Consider the following 18,860-nt stretch of genomic DNA (forward strand, 5'->3'; position numbering starts at 1 on the left):
TTCAAATTTTACAAAACAATCCAACAGCCTTTATTTAAAACTATAAATAATAAAAATAATTCAAACATGGAATACGGCAATCTTTAAGAATAAATCTTCCATCCATCGTTAGATTAACACGAAACAAAAGAATAAGCTGAAAATAATCATTTTTTCTGTTTGTTTTCTAACAAACGCTCTCGAAATTTTGTCGCATAGCCCTCTTTTATAACCTGTCGTGCACGCCCAAAAGCCATACTGTTCATAGGAATATTTTCAGTAATAACACTTCCTGAAGCAACATAAGAGCCATCCCCTATTACCAATGGGGAAACAAGTGCCGTATTAGACCCAACAAAAGCATGATCACCAATCATGGTTTTATATTTGTTAAATCCATCATAATTGCAAGTAATCGTACCGGCTCCAATATTGGTATGTGCACCAATTTCGGCATCACCAATATAACTTAAATGATTGATTTTAGAAGATTCTCCTACCTTAGCTTGTTTGACTTCACAAAAATTTCCAATCTTTACGGACTTAGCCAACTCTGTTCCAGGACGCAAACGTGCATAGGGACCAATCTGTGCATCTCTACCAACCACAGCACCTTCGAGATAACTAAATGCATGAATAACCGCACCAGATTGTACTTTTACGTTTAACCCAAAATAAACATTTGGTTCTATCACCACCCCTGGTGCAATTTCTGTATCATAAGAAAAATAGAGTGTTTCTGGCTTTAAGAGTGTAACACCCGATAACATTAAATCGCGCGCTTTACGTTTTTGCCACAAAGAATCAGCCTCAGAAAGCTCAAAACCGTTGTTAATTCCTACAATATCTTCAAAAGGAACTTCAACAACACGCACATCTAATCCTTCGCGTGTTGCAAGAGAAGCAATATCTGTTAAGTAATATTCTTTTTTCACATTATTATTACCAACTTTCTCTAAAAGAGAAAGTGCATGTTTTCCACGCATAGCGAGTATTCCACCGTTACAAAAAGAAATCTTTTTTTCTTCATCGCTAGCGTCTTTTTCTTCTACAATTGCAATCAATTGACCATTTTTCTCGAGAAGACGTCCATAACCTGTTGGATGTTTGGTATGAAAACCTGCAAAAACAACATCTGCTCCATCAGCAAGCTGTGCACGCATTTGGTGCAATGAATCTTGCTGAATGAGAGGAGTATCCCCAAAAACAATGAGCACATCATCCACCTCCTTTTGCAAAGCTAAACGAGCAGACAAAACAGCATGGGCAGTTCCTAAACGCTCTTTTTGTTCAAAAATCATTACATCTTTTACAAATGACTGAACAACGTGCATAACCTCCTTAGCACCATATCCCACAACAACCGCTAATTGTGAAGAGCCTGCCAATTCTATTTGTTTTAGAACATGGCATATAAGAGGCAATCCAGCAATTTTATGAAGTACCTTAGGCAGAGACGATTTCATGCGCGTCCCCTCACCTGCGGCAAGAACAATAGAAAGACAACTTCTAACCATAAAAACACATAAGACTAACGAGGAAATCCAAAAAAATTCATAATACTGTGCCAACGAATATCTTCAATATAACTCAACGAAGGATAATGTTCTAAAAGCCAAAATGAAAGATCCTGCATAGAATCTGTTAAAAACAAAATCCCTGTAAGAATAAGAAAAACACCAATGATTTTTTCAACTTTTCCTAAATGAATACGAAAAGCTCCTAAAAATCGCATAAAACTGCTCGAAAATAAAGCTGCTAACATAAAAGGAATAGCAAGACCTAATGCATAAACCGCTAAGAGAACAGCTCCCTCTCCCACAGTTTCTTTTGTTCCAGCAAGCGTTATAATAGGCCCTAAAATGGGGCCAATACACGGTGTCCAACCAAAGGCAAAAGCTAAACCAATAATATACGCGCCTAAAGGACCAGCAGGTGTTTTATGGGTCTGAAAACGCGCCTCACGAAATAAAAAAGCGATCTTGAAAATCCCCAAAAAATTTAAACCAAAAATAATAATGACAATTCCAGCAGCAAGGGCAAACCAATCACGATAATAACCGATGAATTTCCCAATTGTACTAGCACTGGCACCTAAAGCAACAAAAACAGTCGTAAACCCAAGAACAAAAGCAATAACAGAAGATAATAAAGCCCACCGGATAAAAACTTTCTCATCAGGCTTTTCTGAACGAAAATCATCAATACCAACCCCTGCCATATAGCACAAATAAGGAGGAACTAACGGCAAAACGCATGGTGACAAAAAAGAGAGTGCCCCAGCAAAAAACACACCAACTGTTGAAATTTCAATCAAAATTCATACCCCGTCTTTCATCATAGTTTACCCCCATGAACAATGATCAATCCACATCTTCATCAATTTGTTGCATATTTTCTTCATTCGCTATCACACTTATATCTTCATCATGACCAGAAACGACTGAAAAAACTTTTTGATAGATTTTATCTTTATTTTTAGCAATTGCAATATACTCTCCCTCTGCTAACACGAGTGAAACATACGCACCAACTGTTTCATAAACGATATCACCAGAATCATTGGCAAGAGACCAACTTGTATCTGCAAGCGCTTCTCCTCCTTCTTGTCGCACCAACTTTAAGACAATCTGAGCGGCCTGATGTTCAAGAGTAACTTCTGTTATTTTACCTGCATCCACTTGAATATCGGAACGAGCCGTCGCATTAATAGAACCATAATGGGAAGCAACATGGTAGCGGCCAGCTTTTAAACGCACAACTGAGTGGGGTTTAACATTTGATATAATCACTCCCGTATCATCATTTTCTTTTTCATCCTCATAAATGGTAAAACGGAGTTCCTTTTCATTCATTACGCCATTGAGCAGTGTTGCATTTAAAATGACACCACCAGCCTCAAGATTAAAGTTTTTTACAAGACTCTGCCCATTTTCTAAACGAATATGGCGCACAGCACTCATATGACCAAATGAGACATGAACAAGATAATTTCCTGGTTCGAGATTAAAACGTGCACCTCCCCCCTTATAGGTTGCCACTAATGGTAACTTATTATCAATCCCTAGAATAGGGGCATAAACCCGCCAGACAAGCCCTTTTTCAATATCCGGATGACTATTTGTTAATCGAGCATTCAAAATGAGTTGTGTTTGAGATGCTAAGTTTTCATTTTCCTGCTCTTGAGTCTTTACAATAAAACTCCTTGATTGTCTCTGCTGCAGATCTTGCCCTTCTCCTGCTTCAGAAAAAGCACAGTGACTCCAAGTCAATAAAGCAAGCACCACGCACAACCATACACATCGGTGCACTATTTTTATAAGAATACCCATTTTTGCATTGTTGACCAACATGATCTTTTTTTCAAGAAACAATATCACACAGCCATCATTTTAAATTGAGAAACTTACACCACAACCACACGATGAAACAGCATTGGGATTGTGGATTTGAAAAGACTGCCCCATAAGATCATCAACAAAATCAATCTCAGCTCCTTCCATAAAAGGAAGTGATAGTAAATCAATAAACACAACTGCCCCGTCTTTTTTGAGAACGAGGTCATCTTCACACATTTCAGAAACCAAGTCATATTTATAAGAAAAACCAGAACACCCACCACCTTCAACAGAAATACGTAATGCTATTTTATCGGTTTCACGCAAAAGTATCTGTGCAATTTTTTTGGCAGCAACATCTGAAATTTTCACATTCATTTTATATATCCTTGCATTAAACCATCAAGAAAGAGTATCCTACACTCAAAGAGCAGTTTATTTCTCATAAACCACTCTCAATTTTAAGATGATAATAGACAGCTTGCAATGGATATAGGAAATATCAACTTCAATTACCAATCTCGAGCAGTATACAGTGCTCATCCACAAACAAGCCGTGGTCGATTATACCATGAAACGATGAGCACCACACGCTCACCTTTTCAACGAGATAGAGATCGTATTATCCATTCTAATGCATTTCGACGTCTTAAACATAAAACGCAAGTGTTTATTGCTGATGAAAGCGATCATTACCGTACTCGCCTAACCCATTCCATAGAGGTTTCTCAAATTGCAAGAACATTAGCCCGTGCCCTGTGTCTTGATGAAGACCTTGCCGAAGCCATTGCCCTTGTTCACGACTTTGGACACACACCCTTTGGCCATGCAGGAGAAGATGCTCTTAATGAAGCCATGGTACATTATGGCGGCTTTGATCATAATGCACAAGCATTACGCATTGTAACAAAACTAGAACAGCGCTATGCAAATTTTGATGGACTTAACCTTACATGGGAAACCCTCGAAGGACTTGTAAAGCATAATGGTCCCCTTTTAGGTCCTCACGCGAAGAATAAGGAGGTTCCTATCGATATTTTACAATACAATGTAAAGCAAGACCTTGCACTCGATTGTTTTGCAGGACTAGAAGCGCAATGTGCTGCTATTGCAGATGATATCGCATACAATGCGCATGATATTGATGATGGTCTACGTTCGCAATTTTTAACACTCGATCAATTTGAACATGTTTCACTAACAGCAGCAATATTAAAAGATATAACAGATGAGCATCCCCAGCTCGACCAAACGCGTCGCGGTTACACGCTTGTACGAAGACAAATAACAACCATGGTTGAAGATGTTATCAAACAGTCACAAAAAAATTTAGCACGCATCAAACCAACAAGCATAAACGATATTCACCAAGCAAAACAAACTATTGTCACCTTTTCACCGACAATGACCGTTTATGAAAAAGAACTAAAAAACTTTTTATTTAAAAATCTTTACTACCATGAACAAGTTCTTAGTCGTCGCAATGCAGCAAAATGCATTGTACAAAAATTATTCAATTGTTATTATGAAAATCCAAATACAATGCCTGAAAGTTGGCAGAGCAAAACAGTGCACTTAAAAAATCAAGAGTTAGCACGTTTGATTGCAGACTTTCTTTCAGGCATGACGGATCACTACGCTCTACGTGAATATCAGCGTTTATTTGACCATACAGATAATTTCGTTTAATGGCTTTTGGCATCATCATGGAAGCTAAATATGAATATCTTTAAAAACTTCGAAAAAAAAATTAAGAGATCAATTGAATTATCTGATATAAAAGGAAAAAATGGAGAATCTCTAGATTTATCAAAAATCACTGTTGATCCTCCGCGTGATTCCTCCCATGGTCATTTATCAACCAATGCTGCTATGGTGCTTGCAAAATCTATTGGAAACAATCCACGTGCACTTGCAGATAAAATCATAGAACTTCTTAAAAATGATTCCTCTATCGAAAATATAGATGTTGCCGGTCCTGGTTTTATAAACATAAAACTTACAAAATTATTTTGGCAAGATGCTATAAAATCTATGCTTGAATTAGGCACTTCTTATGGTCGTATTCCAATGGGACAAGGAAAATGCGTCAATGTTGAATATGTCTCAGCAAATCCGACAGGGCCAATGCATGTAGGACATTGCCGCGGAGCCGTTGTTGGAGATGTCCTTTCCAATTTGCTACAATTTACGGGCTATAACATTACAAAAGAGTATTATATCAATGATGCGGGTCAACAAATCGAAGTCCTCGCCCATTCGGTACTATTGCGCTATCGTGAAGCTCTTGGGCAAGAAATTAATGAAATTCCAGAAGGACTCTATCCTGGAGAATACTTGATACCATTGGGTCAATCGCTTGCTCAAGAGTTTGGTGACCAACTCCTCACGATGGATAAAGATGAAGCCTTATCTCTTGTGAAAGAACGTGCAATTCATGCAATGATGTCCATGATTCGCGAAGATTTGGCTGCTCTTAATATTTATCATGATATCTTTTTCTCTGAGCGAATGCTTTATGCAGATAATGCACGCGCCATTCGTAACACCATCAATGACCTCACTTTAAATGGTTATATCTACAAAGGAAAACTCCCCCCTCCCAAAGGACAAAATACAGAAGACTGGGAACCAAGCGAACAAACTTTGTTCCGTTCAACAAATGTCGGTGATGACCAAGACCGTGTTTTAGTCAAATCTGACGGTTCTTACACTTATTTTGCTGCTGATGTTGCTTATTTTCGGGATAAATTTAATCGTCATTTTGATGAAATGATTTATATTCTAGGCGCAGACCATGCTGGCTATGTAAAGCGGCTAGAGGCAATGGCAAAAGCAATTTCTGGGGGTAAAGCTAAATTAAGTGTCTTCTTGTGTCAATTGGTAAAACTTTTTCGCAACGGTCATCCTGTACGCATGTCAAAAAGAGCAGGATCTTTTGTCACTCTACGGGATGTTGTCGAAGAGGTTGGGCGTGATCCTGTGCGTTTTATGATGCTATACCGTAAGTGTGAAGCACCTCTTGATTTTGATTTTGCAAAAGTAACAGAACAATCAAAAGATAACCCCATCTTTTACGTACAATATGCAAGTGCACGTTGTCACTCAGTCTTTCGTCAAGCACAAGAAGCGCTTCATATTAAAAGCTTTTCAAATGATACATTGATTGCCCATCTTCATCGATTAACAGATGACCATGAAATATTGTTAATACGCAAACTTTCTGAATATCCACGTATTATTGAACAGGCCGTAATTCATAAAGAACCGCATCGATTAGCGTTTTATCTTTATGACCTTGCCTCCAGCTTTCACACCCATTGGAATAAAGGGAGTGAAAATCTCAATTTACGCTTTATTCAACCTGATGATAAAGAGTTATCCTTTGCAAGATTAGGATTGATACAAGCTGTTATCAATATTTTATCATCAGGGCTTACCATCATAGGAGTCGAAGCACCCATAGAAATGCGTTGAAAAAGTTCTATAAATACATACAATAGGTACTCTATTGATAAACTTTTTCATGTATCCTTGCATGAGAGGGGGAAAATTTATAATTTTAATATAACAAATCAAAATCAACCATTGATTGCACGTAAGTGCAAACCATCATGTGAGAAAAGCTATGAGCGATAACGATCGCAAAAATCTACACGAAACAAAACACGATCATGAACACCATGATCCTTTAGAAAGGCTTACGCGCATTTTTAATCCGCACAAACAAAGCGGAAACCAAAATGAGCAATCTTCTTTAAAAACAGAACGATCAACATCTCACCCCGAAACATCATCCCATGATGATGATTTTGATTTCTCCTTTCTAGAAGAGGAACTTGAAAAAAATTTAGCACATGACTTACCGTTTGATGATCAAAAAAAACAATGGGACTTGCATACAACCAGCAACGCAACAGCCTCAGATATTGCACAATCTTCTTCTTTCAACCATTCAAAACAAAATAATTTATCTGAAGAGAAATATTCTTCACCTAGCAGTCATGATGAAGAACAAATTTTAGATGAGCTTTCTCCATTACCAATCCCAAAAAATCAATCACATCAACAGAAAAAAACAGCAACCAGTGCTGATCCTTTTCTTGAAAAAAGTAATCTTATGTCACAATCAGAATCAGAAAATTTCTTTTTTGATAAATCTGAAAGGCACGAAAATAAGAGAGAGACGCCAGAAGATGTTGAACAAACCAATCGTTTTTCACAAATAAATTCACAACAACCTGAGACTACGAATATACAAAAAACTTATGAGGACAATCAAAACCTCTATGACACTCCTATAAACCATCCCTATAAAATTTCAGCTGATCAAGAAAATTGGATTAAAAAGGATTATCCTAATGTCTCCTCTTCTACAGAGGAAAATGAGTTTTTCTCATCTTCTAATCTTGTGTCAAAAAGACAAAACACTGCAAGAAATCAAACAACAAGTACCTTCTCCTCACCTTTAGATTCTCCACCAGTTGATAGACAATCTTATTTAAAGGGGGCTTCACAAGAAGATCATACAACCAATTATCCCCATTTTTTTGCAGAAAACCCCTCACAACAAGAAACTTATGGCGAAAAAGTTCCGATATATGATGAGGCTCGAGCCCAATACATCAATAACGGCGAAGGTGCCTCTAACCCAAATAGAGAAATTTCATATAATGAAAATAATTTAGATGAGTTTCTTTCCTCATCCCCCTCTTTAAATACAAAACAAACGGATGGCTTTTTTGCCCATAACTATACGCACAGAGATACTCCCCCTCCCAATGTTGATACTTATAAATTTTCAGAGGAAATCGTAGAAAAAACTGGTCCTATTATGGTTCCAGAAGTCCCGTACGAAGCGCCAGAATATGATGTGCCAACTAATGGTGGTTTAGAAGAAGAATTTGCTGATGTACTCAATGTAGGGAATGTCCCAACGGATAATTTTTCTCAAAAACAACAGAAAAATGAGGTTTTTAGTGAAGTTTTTCATCAGTCTATGCAAAATTCAAAAGAAGGTGTTTATATAAACTCTAAAGAACAAAATTCCGACTATTTTTCTTCTGCCAATATGGAATATAATTTTCCCTCTTTTAGCGAGAATTCATCATACACAAGCTCAGATGAGGTTCCCACGCCTCCATCAGCTCCTCCTCCCTTAAAAAGTTTTATTTTTGGTAAAACTTTCATTAAAGGTTTTTTTATACTTATTTTAATAGGACTTGGGTTTGCTGGTTATTCTCATTTTTTTATGCCATCACAAAAAAATGAAGAAACGATCATTATCCACGCTGATAATACGCCTTTTAAATTCAAACCAGAAACAACTGGAACGAAAAATGATGTTGCACATAATTTAGATATCTATAAACAAACAACTGAACAAAATGAGAAACAAGAAAATACACAACAATTTCTTATTGATAACTCTGAACAACCTGAAAATTTAAAAGAATTAAACCCTGAAGAATCTTCAAACGTTTCCTCATCGTCTTTAAATGAATCTGATGTTGAAGATGCAGTCACAGAAGCCATAAACCATACTATTCCAATGCGAGAAATACAAACTGTTATTGTCAATCAAGATGGTACAGTTACACTAGCCCCCGCGCATCAAACAAACAGCAAAACTGCTGCTCAATCTGAAGAAAGCATTGATCAAACTTCTAATGAACTTCAAGATCCGTCCCTTGTTTCGTCGCATGATTCTGATATAAACGACCAAGAAAGAGATCATGATCTCAAAAATAATATTGATAAAATAATCGCAGAAAATAATTCTAGCTCAAATATTGAAGAAAAATTTATCCCTATCCCTTCTCATGCAGAAAGAAATACACAAGTTGAAACACCAGCCGCGTCTCGCCCCATATCACCAAACAGAGTCGCAGCACAAAATTCAGAAAGTTATTACGTACAACTTGCATCTCAACCAACGTATGAGCTCGCTAGAAATTCTTTAAAAAATATGAAATCTAAATTTGGATTCCTTATCGGTGCCCGTTCTTTAAATATTCAATCCGCTTTTATACCAGGAAAAGGTACTTATTACCGTGTTCGACTTCAAGCGCAAGACCGTAATGAAGCCATAATCCTTTGTGAATCCATTAAAAGTTCTGGTGGAAGCTGCTTCATCACACGCTAAACCAATAATGCAACGGTTTTAACAACCGTTGCATTATTTATTTCCATACCATTTAATTACTTATCAAAAACTTCAGAAATTAAAATCGTCCTATCTTTTTCGCTTATCTGTTTGCACTGACTTTATTCTTTAATCTACGTCGATTTTCGCCCTATCTAAAAGATTATATTTACGAAAAAATTACTCCGTACCCTTATAGGTATAAGGTACAGGAGGAAGCGAATTTAAATCTTTTTTCGGCGTTGTTACACTTTGGCTTGTTTCTGGGGTATTATAACGCGAACTATGTTCAGGAGATTTTGCAAAAAAAGATCCTAAAAAACCAAAAATAAACCAGATAATAACCATCGCAAGAAGAATAGCAAAAATACCCTTAGCTATTGAAACACGTTGTTCACTATCTCTTCTTTCTGCTGCCATACGTTCTTCATATGTGTGATAATTTTTATCAATCATAGTGGATTCCTTTTCTCAATTCCCTTACCTTTAAATTTCTAGAAAATATGCATATATGAAATTATTCAGATACTTATTGTGAGAAAACGATAATTATAGACAAAAGTTCCAGCTTACTTCATAAAGTTGAGAAAAAGAGGTAGGGATAGAATTAAAATACTTACCATACCTTTGAATTCTATAATAAACCCCTTTGTATTCTATAATAAAACATTGACACAAAGGTTTTGTTAATAATAGAGTTATAATCAAAATATTTCATTATTTTTATTAATAAAAATGAAACATACTCAAAAGGTTTTTTATGAAATCTCCCATATCATCGCTTCCCTTTAAAATAGAAAAACACCCATCTCCTCTGTCAGAAGAAAAATATGAAGAAATTTTAAAAAGTCCCGGTTTTGGTCAATTTTTTACAGACCACATGTGTACTATTCAATGGACTGAAGACAAAGGCTGGCACAATGCCATCATTTCTCAATACAAAGCTTTAGAAATTAACCCTGCAAGTACCGTTTTACATTACGGACAGGAAATTTTTGAGGGTTTAAAAGCATATCGTGCAAAAGATGGACGCATCTTGCTCTTCCGTCCTGATGCCAATGCACAACGCTTTATAGAATCAGCACAACGTTTAGCTATGCCAGAATTGCCAAAAGATATTTTTCTGGATGCCGTTCATCAATTAGTAAAGATTGATCAAAAATGGGTTTCTGATCAGCCCAACGCTAGCCTCTATATCCGTCCATTTATGTTTGGCAATGAAAACTTTTTGGGAGTCCGCCCTTCTCAAGAATATCTTTTTTGTGTCATAGCCTCTCCAGTTGAATCCTATTTCAAAGGAGAAGAAAAATCTGTCAGCGTCTGGATTGAAACAGATTATAGTCGTGCTGGTCCAAGAGGAACAGGGGCTGCCAAATGTGGTGGAAACTATGCAGCAAGCTTACTTGCACAAAAAACTGCAACTGAAAATAATTGTAGCCAAGTACTCTTCCTTGATATGATTGAACATAAATGGATTGAAGAACTTGGTGGTATGAATGTCTGCTTTATTATGGACAATAATACACTTGTAACCCCCCCACTTAATGGAACTATCCTTCCAGGGATAACCCGTGATTCAATCTTAAGGTTAGCTCAACAAATGGGATTAAAAATAGAAGAGCGTCCTTATTCTTTTGCAGCGCTTCAAGAAGATGCAAAGAGTGGACACCTTAAAGAAGCCTTTGCTTGTGGTACAGCTGCCGTTGTCACATCAATTGGTCGTTTTAGATATAAAGGGGGAGAATTTATTATTGGAAATGAAACAGTTGGAGAAGTTACAAAGCAGCTTCGTACACAATTGGTTGGCATTCAAAAAGGGAACATAGAAGATAAAAATGGCTGGGTACATTCTGTCCAGCTCTCATAATATTTAAGGTATTCTCATATCTATAAACGCTTCCATGAAAGTAGATTCATGGAAGCGTTTTTCCTAGAAAAACTCCCTCTATTTTTAGTGACAAAAAAGAAAGCACTAATCAAATTTCGAATGATTTCTATGCTTTGCTTTAATATTACGGACTGTACCCGTATAGGAGCGCATTACGAGAGTTTCCGTTTGAATGTAACGAGATGTAAATTTAACACCAGAAAGCATATTGCCATCTGTCACCCCTGTTGCTGAAAACAAAACATCACCCTTTGCCATTTCTTCCATTGTATAAACCTTATTGGGATCACTAATCCCCATTTTAGCTGCACGAGCAATTTTCTCTTCTGTATCTAGCAGCAAACGACCTTGCATCTGTCCTCCAATGCAGCGCAAAGCAGCAGAAGCTAAGACACCTTCAGGTGCTCCACCAATCCCCATATAGATATCAATACCTGTTTCTTCTGGATCAGTTGTATCAATAACAGCAGCCACATCTCCATCCCCAATCAAGCGAATCGACGCCCCTGTCGCTCGTACTTCATTAACCAATTTTTCATGACGAGGTCTATCCATAATACAAACAACAATCTGATTAACAGTCACTCCTTTAGCCTTCGCAAGAGCATGTATATTATCGGTAGGACAAGCATCTATATCGACTACTCCCTTTGGATAACCAGGACCAATAGCAATTTTGTTCATATAAACATCAGGGGCATAAAGGAGATTACCCTTTTCAGCAATTGCAACTACTGCCAAAGAATTGGCAATATTTTTAGCACAAAGTGTTGTACCCTCTAGTGGATCAAGTGCAATATCGATCGCCAATCCACTTTGAAAACCTACTTTTTCTCCAATATAAAGCATAGGCGCTTCATCCCGCTCACCTTCACCAATCACCACTGTACCATCAATAGGCAATCGATTAAGTTCCTGCCGCATTGCATCTACAGCAGCTTGATCCGCTGCCTTTTCATCGCCACGTCCGCGCCAGCGTGCAGCAGCAACAGCAGCACGTTCAGTAACACGTACCAATTCAAGCGTCAAAATACGATCAAGTCCATTTAAAATCTTCTGAGTTGTGGGCATATGAAAAAATCCTACCGAATGAATACCAGAAAAATATGAGTCCTTATTAAATACTAAGAATAAAGTTTTTTGGCAAAGATGAAAATTTTCCACAAGAGATAAAAGAACTCAAGCGTGCTTTTTTTATTATCAAGAAAGTTATCAATTCTTTGCCATAGGTTCAATACGAATAAATTGAGATTTTGCAACAAGATGTCCATCTTTTTCAATTTCTGCAAGTGCCTGTCGTACATTCACCTCTGTTGTTTCATGCGTAATTAAAATAATTGTTTTTTCAATTTGATCTTCTACAAAAGATCTTTGAACAATCGACTCCAATGAGATGTGATTATCAGCCATATGCCTTGCGACCGCGGCAAAAACACCAGTACGATCATGAACATTTAAACGAATAAAATAACCACCTGCATGATGCGAAATACGTGCTTTTTTATGAGGAGTAAGTTCTAATGCTGGACGTCTTAAAACAGGTGCATACTGAAAACCAGAACGCGCTTTTGCTATATCAGCCAAATCACCAATAACGGCTGATGCTGTTGCCTTTCCTCCGGCGCCAGGACCAGAAAACAGTAATTCACCTAATAAATCACTTTGAATAGAAAGAGCATTGGTTACACCATTTATCTGTGCAATCATTGAGGATGCTGGTACCATTGTTGGATGAACACGTTGCTCTATTCCAGAATCCGTTTTTAATGCAACCCCTAAAAGCTTAATCCGATACCCCAATTCATCAGCTGCTCTAATATCAATTTGCGAAATATTATGAATTCCTTCAACATAAACATCATCTAACGAAACAGCTGTTCCAAATGCCAAGCTTGTCAACAAAGCTAATTTATGAGCAGTATCATTTCCCTCAATATCAAAAGCTGGATCTGCTTCAGCATACCCAAGTCTCTGTGCATCTGCTAAACAATCTTTAAATGAAAGACCTTCCGTAAACATGCGTGTTAATATATAATTACAGGTTCCATTGAGAATACCATAAATTCGCGATATGCGATTACTAACAAGTGATTCTCTCATCGCTTTGATGACAGGAATCCCCCCTGCAACAGCTGCTTCAAAATGAAGAAAAACACCTTTTTTTTCTGCAATTATAGCCAGCTCTACTCCATGTCGAGCAAGAAGAGCTTTATTGGCTGTTACAACATGATGTCCCGCCTCAAGCGCTCTCTTAACAGCGGTATACACCACATCCAATTCACCACCAATTAACTCTACAAAAACATCAATCTCATCAGAAGCAGCCAACTCCACAGGTGAATCAAACCATTTTATATCACTGAGATCAAGTCCACGATTGCGGCCTTTATCGCGCGCACTAACAGCAACAACTTTGATGAATCGCCCACATTGACAAGCTAAACTATTCGCTTTTTCACATAGAGTTCGAACAACTGAAGTACCAACTGTACCAAGTCCCGCAACACCAACTTTTAAAGCTTCTGCCATTATTAACCACTGATCCCTATCTTCACTGAAAAATCGTTTAAATGATGTGCCAATCAACACAAAAAGTACTTATGTTCATAAGAACAAAAGAAATACCCTGCTCTATTCACTTCATGTTCTCCAATAGAATGATCCCCGCTTGTTCAATCAACATTCCTAAAAATATAATATTTATTGTCTTCAAAGATTTCAGAATCTTTATAAAACATCTAATTCAGAATGAAAATCTGTAAAACTGATAAATGCAAGTTGCCATAAAGAAAAGTTCTAAAAAATAATCAATAACAAGTTAAAGAATATTAAGGATTAGTAAGAAAGAATAAAAACATCTCTTCTAAATTAACAAATACGGAACAAAAAACATTCTTTCATATGATAAATTAAAAGAATGGATAAAACAAATTAGATCAGTAAATAATAACACATTCCTTCCTACCATTCCATAGTTTGAAATATAAATCTTTAATGCAAAAATATTAATGAACCCATATATCAAAATAGAATCTTACATTAAATTAAAAAACAAGAATTAATATTTGTATACCATAATTCTGAAATATTATAAATATGGAGAATAAATTTACAAAACTCGAATATTTTATCTAAACTTATTGCCACCTCTTTGAAAAACTAGCGAATTGAAATGAGAAAAAACTCAATCTACCCTTTATCCACGCTAATTCATTTTCAAATCAAGAACCTTCCCAATATGTAAAAGAGCAAATGAATGGTTTTTAATTTTAAAAATTTTACAGACATGTAAAAGTAAATATAAAAAAATATTTTTTTCATATATTCTATAAAAATTGCTTTAATATTTTCATTTTTATCATACAGATATCTATTTATATTTTTTTAAACTGCAAATAATCTATGGATTATTCATCAAAAAACTTTTGTATGATTGGTATTATTTATTAATTTGGTAATAAATATTGTCTTTCTACTTCATAAATTATACAGTTTTTGTTTTATGATAAGCTCGAATGAGAAATCTTCTGTATAAAGGCTCTTTCAAGCAAGTTAAATAATATTCTCATGTGGTGAGCAAAGATAACAAGCGATAAAATATGCAAAAAATAAATACATAAAAATGCTGTTTTTGATCATTTTTGCCTACTCCTCAAACTGAAAATATCATTCCCTGAGATGATTCCCACATCAAAATTTTCTATCAATCATGATAACTTTATATTTTTTCTACAAAAAATCTTAGAAAATAAAATGATCCAAACAGGAATCGCTCAAAAATTATTCAATAAAACACTCTTTTTTCAAAAAAAATGACACAGAGGGCTTGCGAAGTAAAAAGATCCTCTCTATAAGCCTCATCATTGGTTTGCGCCCATCGTCTAGCGGTTAGGACATCGCCCTTTCACGGCGGAAACAGGGGTTCGATTCCCCTTGGGCGTACCATGTTTCTTTTTTATATGTGTAATATATTCATTTTATTTGTGTTTTTAAAAATGAGGAATGCATAAATAAAAATGAGGGAATAAGATTTTAAAAGGTATCTCTTCGTAAAAAGGATACAAGAATCATTAGGTAACTAATTTCTTTGTTGCATTTCGAGGATAGTGCTTTACAGCACACAGTTAATAACAATAAGAATCGATAAAACATAAGAATTAGAAGATTCTAGCTCGCGATACGGTAATTTATAAGTCATATTTTCGCGTCTGCTGTTAATTTTTAAATTAAAACCAGCCGCATCATTTATACGTTTTTTCCAACCTTCAAAACTGAAGTTTATCCCAAACGCATTTTATATGAAGCATTTCTAATTACAGTGCCTTTGTTATCACATTAAACTTTTTATAAACAAACAGACCATAATCTTAGAATTGGAATAGCAATATAAAAATAGTTTCTTATTCACCTAACACAAAAAATCAAGAAACTATAATTCAGAATACGATCAACTTATTAAATGGAATCTCTGATAATAAAAATGCACAATCCCTGTCCCCCGGTGATCTAACTACCTTATCCATTAAACAGATTCTTCATCAATCATAGAATAATTATAGATTTGCAACACATCACTTCTTTTCAAAGATTAAACCCTCCACCAAAATTTTACACTCTATTGATAATATATTCTAAAAGCTCATATTTGAATGCTTTTTTCCCTTGTTTTTACTTTTCATTATAAACTTGAAAGTGTTATACAAGTAGTATTGCTTAAAAGAAAAAGGATTTCTAATGGTAAAGATCAAAGTAGAAAACCCCGTTGTTGAACTTGATGGGGATGAGATGACCCGCATCATCTGGAAATATATCAAAGATAAATTAATCCATCCCTACCTCGACATTGATCTAAAATATTATGATCTTTCCGTCGAAAATCGTGATGCAACCAATGATCAGGTAACTATAGATTCTGCCAATGCTATCAAAAAATATGGGGTTGGTATAAAATGCGCAACCATTACACCTGATGAGGCACGCGTTAAAGAATTTAACCTAAAAAAAATGTGGAAATCACCTAATGGTACAATCCGCAATATTTTAGGAGGAGTCATTTTTCGCGAACCCATTATCTGTAAAAATGTCCCTCGCCTTATTCCTAACTGGACAAAGCCAATTATTATCGGACGTCACGCTTTTGGCGATCAATACAAGGCAACAGATTTTAAATTTCCAGGCAAAGGGAAATTAAGTATTAAATTTGTAGGTGATGACAATCAAGTTATTGAACATGATGTTTTTGATGCTCCAAGCGCAGGGGTTGCCATGGCTATGTATAACCTTGATGAGTCAATTCGTGATTTTGCCCGCGCATCCTTTAATTATGGACTACAACGGAATGTTCCAGTTTATCTTTCAACAAAAAATACCATTCTAAAAACTTACGATGGTCGTTTTAAAGATATCTTTCAAGAAATATTCGATACGGAATTTAAAACTGAATTTGAAAACCGTAAATTATATTACGAACACCGTCTTATTGATGATATGGTTGCTTCTGCATTAAAGTGGTCAGGTGGATACGTATGGGCATGTAAAAACTATGATGGTGATGTCCAATCTGATATTGTTGCCCAAGGCTTTGGTTCTCTGGGTCTCATGACTTCTGTTCTCATGACACCTGACGGCAAAATTGTTGAAGCAGAGGCAGCACACGGCACCGTAACACGCCATTATCGTCAACATCAAAAGAATGAAGAAACATCAACGAACTCTATTGCATCTATTTTTGCATGGACGCGTGGACTAGCGCACCGTGCTAAACTAGATAACAATGAGAAGTTAAAAAACTTTTCCACGACATTGGAAGAAGTTTGTATTAAAACCGTCGAAGAAGGTTTTATGACCAAAGATCTCGCACTTTTGATTGGGCCTAAACAAAAGTGGCTTTCTACAACAGGTTTCCTCGATAAAATTGATGAGAATCTCAAAAAAGCAATGGGCAGTTAAGTTATTACTTAAATTAAAATTCAAAGCTCTAAACAGAGCTTTGAATTTCTCTTGGCAAATTCAAAGAAGTACCTTATAAGTAAAAAGAGGATAGATTTTTATTAAATAGCAAAAAACAGTGAAAAAACAGGGCTGGTCTGCGCTTTTATTGGGTAAAAATGGTCTTTGCTTTTTAACGTTTACAGGTGGAGTTGTGTTACACGCCACCAACGTTTATATTGTTATTACTATTTTACCCTCTCTTATGAATCATATTGGCAGTGAAATATATTATTCTTGGGTGGCTACTGTCTTTATTACAGCTTCACTCGTGGGTACTTCACTTGCAACAAAAATATTAGGGAAATTAGGTCCTCGCAATGCGTATGTTATTTCTGGACTTATCTTCACCCTAGGCACTTTTATGTGCAGCATTTCTTCATCTATGCCATTGTTTTTAATAGGACGCTTTATCCAAGGATTTGGAAGTGGTTCTTTGTTATCCCTATCCTATTCCATGGTACGGATTGTTTTCAGCCCATCTTTATGGTCACATGCATTAAGTATTATCTCTGGAATGTGGGGAATATCAACCTTGTTAGGACCAGCAATCGGGGGGCTTTCTGTATATTATGGGCTATGGCGAGCATCCTTTTTGATCATTGGCGTATTAGCTATATTTTTCTCACTCATCGCCTTTAAATTTTTACCAAAAAAGAATGAAAACGATGTTCCAACACCCCCTCTTCCTCTTCTCCAGCTTTTCACACTCTCCTTATTGATTTTTATTATTTCTGTTGGAGGGGCTATGGAGTCTACAATAGCAAAAATTTGCGGATTAGTTATCGGACTTAGTCTTCTCTTTGTTCTAGCAAAAATCGAATCATCTACCCCTCATCCTATGTTGCCCCGCAAATCCTTTTCTTTCTCTTCTGAAATCTTTTCTGTTTACGCATTGATACTTGTTATGACAACAGTCGTATACAGTATAGAACTTTATTTTCCACTTTTTCTTCAAGAGCTTCATGGGCAAGCTCCACTTGTTGCTGGTTATATAGCAGCACTTATGAGCATAGGGTGGACATGTGGAGCCATCTCAAGTGCTGGTGTCTCCACAAAAAAAATTCGCAACATCATTGTATACTCGCCCCTATTAAAACTGTTAGGCATAGTGATTCTTTTATGGCTCATCCCAACAGAAGTTTCCGCGCTTGAATATATTTTTATTATTTGCTTAGCACTGTTTTCTATTGGAATCAGTGCGGGTATAGCATGGCCACATTTGCTCACAAGGATCTTACAATGTGCAAATGATGAAGATGCTCTCCGTGCCAGTGAATCCCTTACCTCTGTACAACTATTTTCAGCGGCCTTAAGTGCAACTCTAGCAGGAGTCATCACCAATCTTGCTGGCCTCTTTAATCCTGGAGGAACAATAGGAATGATCTTAGCAGCAAAAACTCTTCTTATAGTGCTCATGGGTCTTTTATTTTGTCTTGCTATTCCATTAGCACTGCGCATTTCTTACTGCATATTGAAAAATCCAACAGGACATTCCAATAACTAAAAATAAATAGAAAAA

13 protein-coding genes and 1 tRNA gene are annotated in these 18,860 nt (G+C 36.3%); 7 read left to right on the forward strand and 7 right to left on the reverse strand.

The annotated features are described in order from the left end of the window. Positions 1 to 146 precede the first annotated feature (146 nt). Genes glmU through ACFINW_RS03325 form a run of 4 tightly spaced genes read right to left on the reverse strand, consistent with a single transcriptional unit; the run spans position 147 to position 3,695 of the window. Complete coding sequence (glmU, locus tag ACFINW_RS03310; protein ID WP_375610449.1) at positions 147 to 1,496, reverse strand: bifunctional UDP-N-acetylglucosamine diphosphorylase/glucosamine-1-phosphate N-acetyltransferase GlmU; 1,350 nt, start codon at positions 1,494 to 1,496, stop codon at positions 147 to 149. Between the two features lie 14 nt (positions 1,497 to 1,510). Further along, entirely contained in the window at positions 1,511 to 2,299 is a 789-nt protein-coding gene (locus tag ACFINW_RS03315; RefSeq protein ID WP_375640546.1) for a cytochrome c biogenesis CcdA family protein, read from the reverse strand. Positions 2,300 to 2,342: 43 nt separating this feature from the next. Then, entirely contained in the window at positions 2,343 to 3,332 is a 990-nt protein-coding gene (locus tag ACFINW_RS03320; RefSeq protein WP_375630184.1) for a carboxypeptidase regulatory-like domain-containing protein, read from the reverse strand. 39 nt (positions 3,333 to 3,371) lie between these two features. Next, positions 3,372 to 3,695 (reverse strand): HesB/IscA family protein, encoded by a 324-nt coding sequence (locus ACFINW_RS03325; protein WP_375613096.1) that lies wholly within the window; start codon positions 3,693 to 3,695, stop codon positions 3,372 to 3,374. Between the two features lie 108 nt (positions 3,696 to 3,803). Between ACFINW_RS03325 and ACFINW_RS03330 the strand changes: the two genes are divergently transcribed. The 3 genes from ACFINW_RS03330 (at position 3,804) to ACFINW_RS03340 (ending at position 9,462) form a co-directional block, all read left to right on the forward strand. Beyond that, complete coding sequence (locus tag ACFINW_RS03330; RefSeq protein WP_375630171.1) at positions 3,804 to 5,006, forward strand: deoxyguanosinetriphosphate triphosphohydrolase; 1,203 nt, start codon at positions 3,804 to 3,806, stop codon at positions 5,004 to 5,006. Positions 5,007 to 5,036: 30 nt separating this feature from the next. Further along, on the forward strand, positions 5,037 to 6,794 hold the full coding sequence (argS, locus tag ACFINW_RS03335; RefSeq protein WP_375640451.1) for an arginine--tRNA ligase: 1,758 nt from the start codon (positions 5,037 to 5,039) through the stop codon (positions 6,792 to 6,794). Positions 6,795 to 6,945: 151 nt separating this feature from the next. Then, positions 6,946 to 9,462, forward strand: coding sequence for an SPOR domain-containing protein (locus ACFINW_RS03340; RefSeq protein ID WP_375640454.1), 2,517 nt, complete (start codon positions 6,946 to 6,948; stop codon positions 9,460 to 9,462). A 180-nt stretch (positions 9,463 to 9,642) separates the two neighbouring features. Here the strand turns inward: ACFINW_RS03340 and ACFINW_RS03345 are convergent, their stop codons facing one another. After that, a complete protein-coding gene (locus ACFINW_RS03345; RefSeq protein WP_375630168.1) occupies positions 9,643 to 9,918 on the reverse strand; it encodes a hypothetical protein in 276 nt (91 codons plus the stop codon). Positions 9,919 to 10,222: 304 nt separating this feature from the next. On the opposite strand from ACFINW_RS03345, the gene ACFINW_RS03350 reads away from it, so the two are divergent. Then, entirely contained in the window at positions 10,223 to 11,329 is a 1,107-nt protein-coding gene (locus ACFINW_RS03350) for a branched-chain amino acid aminotransferase (RefSeq protein WP_375630167.1), read from the forward strand. A 105-nt stretch (positions 11,330 to 11,434) separates the two neighbouring features. Here ACFINW_RS03350 and glpX read toward each other — a convergent pair whose 3' ends face one another. Next, positions 11,435 to 12,421: a class II fructose-bisphosphatase gene (glpX, locus tag ACFINW_RS03355; protein ID WP_375621330.1), complete on the reverse strand. Its 987-nt coding sequence runs from the start codon at positions 12,419 to 12,421 to the stop codon at positions 11,435 to 11,437. A 141-nt stretch (positions 12,422 to 12,562) separates the two neighbouring features. After that, positions 12,563 to 13,879: a homoserine dehydrogenase gene (locus ACFINW_RS03360; RefSeq protein ID WP_375621331.1), complete on the reverse strand. Its 1,317-nt coding sequence runs from the start codon at positions 13,877 to 13,879 to the stop codon at positions 12,563 to 12,565. A 1,341-nt stretch (positions 13,880 to 15,220) separates the two neighbouring features. Between ACFINW_RS03360 and ACFINW_RS03365 the strand changes: the two genes are divergently transcribed. The 3 genes from ACFINW_RS03365 (at position 15,221) to ACFINW_RS03375 (ending at position 18,845) form a co-directional block, all read left to right on the forward strand. Continuing rightward, positions 15,221 to 15,295: transfer RNA gene (locus ACFINW_RS03365), tRNA-Glu, on the forward strand. Positions 15,296 to 16,084: 789 nt separating this feature from the next. Beyond that, positions 16,085 to 17,299 (forward strand): NADP-dependent isocitrate dehydrogenase, encoded by a 1,215-nt coding sequence (locus ACFINW_RS03370; protein ID WP_375621398.1) that lies wholly within the window; start codon positions 16,085 to 16,087, stop codon positions 17,297 to 17,299. A 118-nt stretch (positions 17,300 to 17,417) separates the two neighbouring features. Continuing rightward, positions 17,418 to 18,845 carry an MFS transporter gene (locus ACFINW_RS03375; protein WP_375640459.1) on the forward strand — a complete coding sequence of 476 codons (1,428 nt, stop codon included), beginning with the start codon at positions 17,418 to 17,420 and terminating at the stop codon, positions 18,843 to 18,845. Positions 18,846 to 18,860 lie beyond the last annotated feature (15 nt).

It is taken from the genome of Bartonella sp. AA18HLJMS, assembly GCF_042197245.1.
GTDB lineage: Bacteria > Pseudomonadota > Alphaproteobacteria > Rhizobiales > Rhizobiaceae > Bartonella.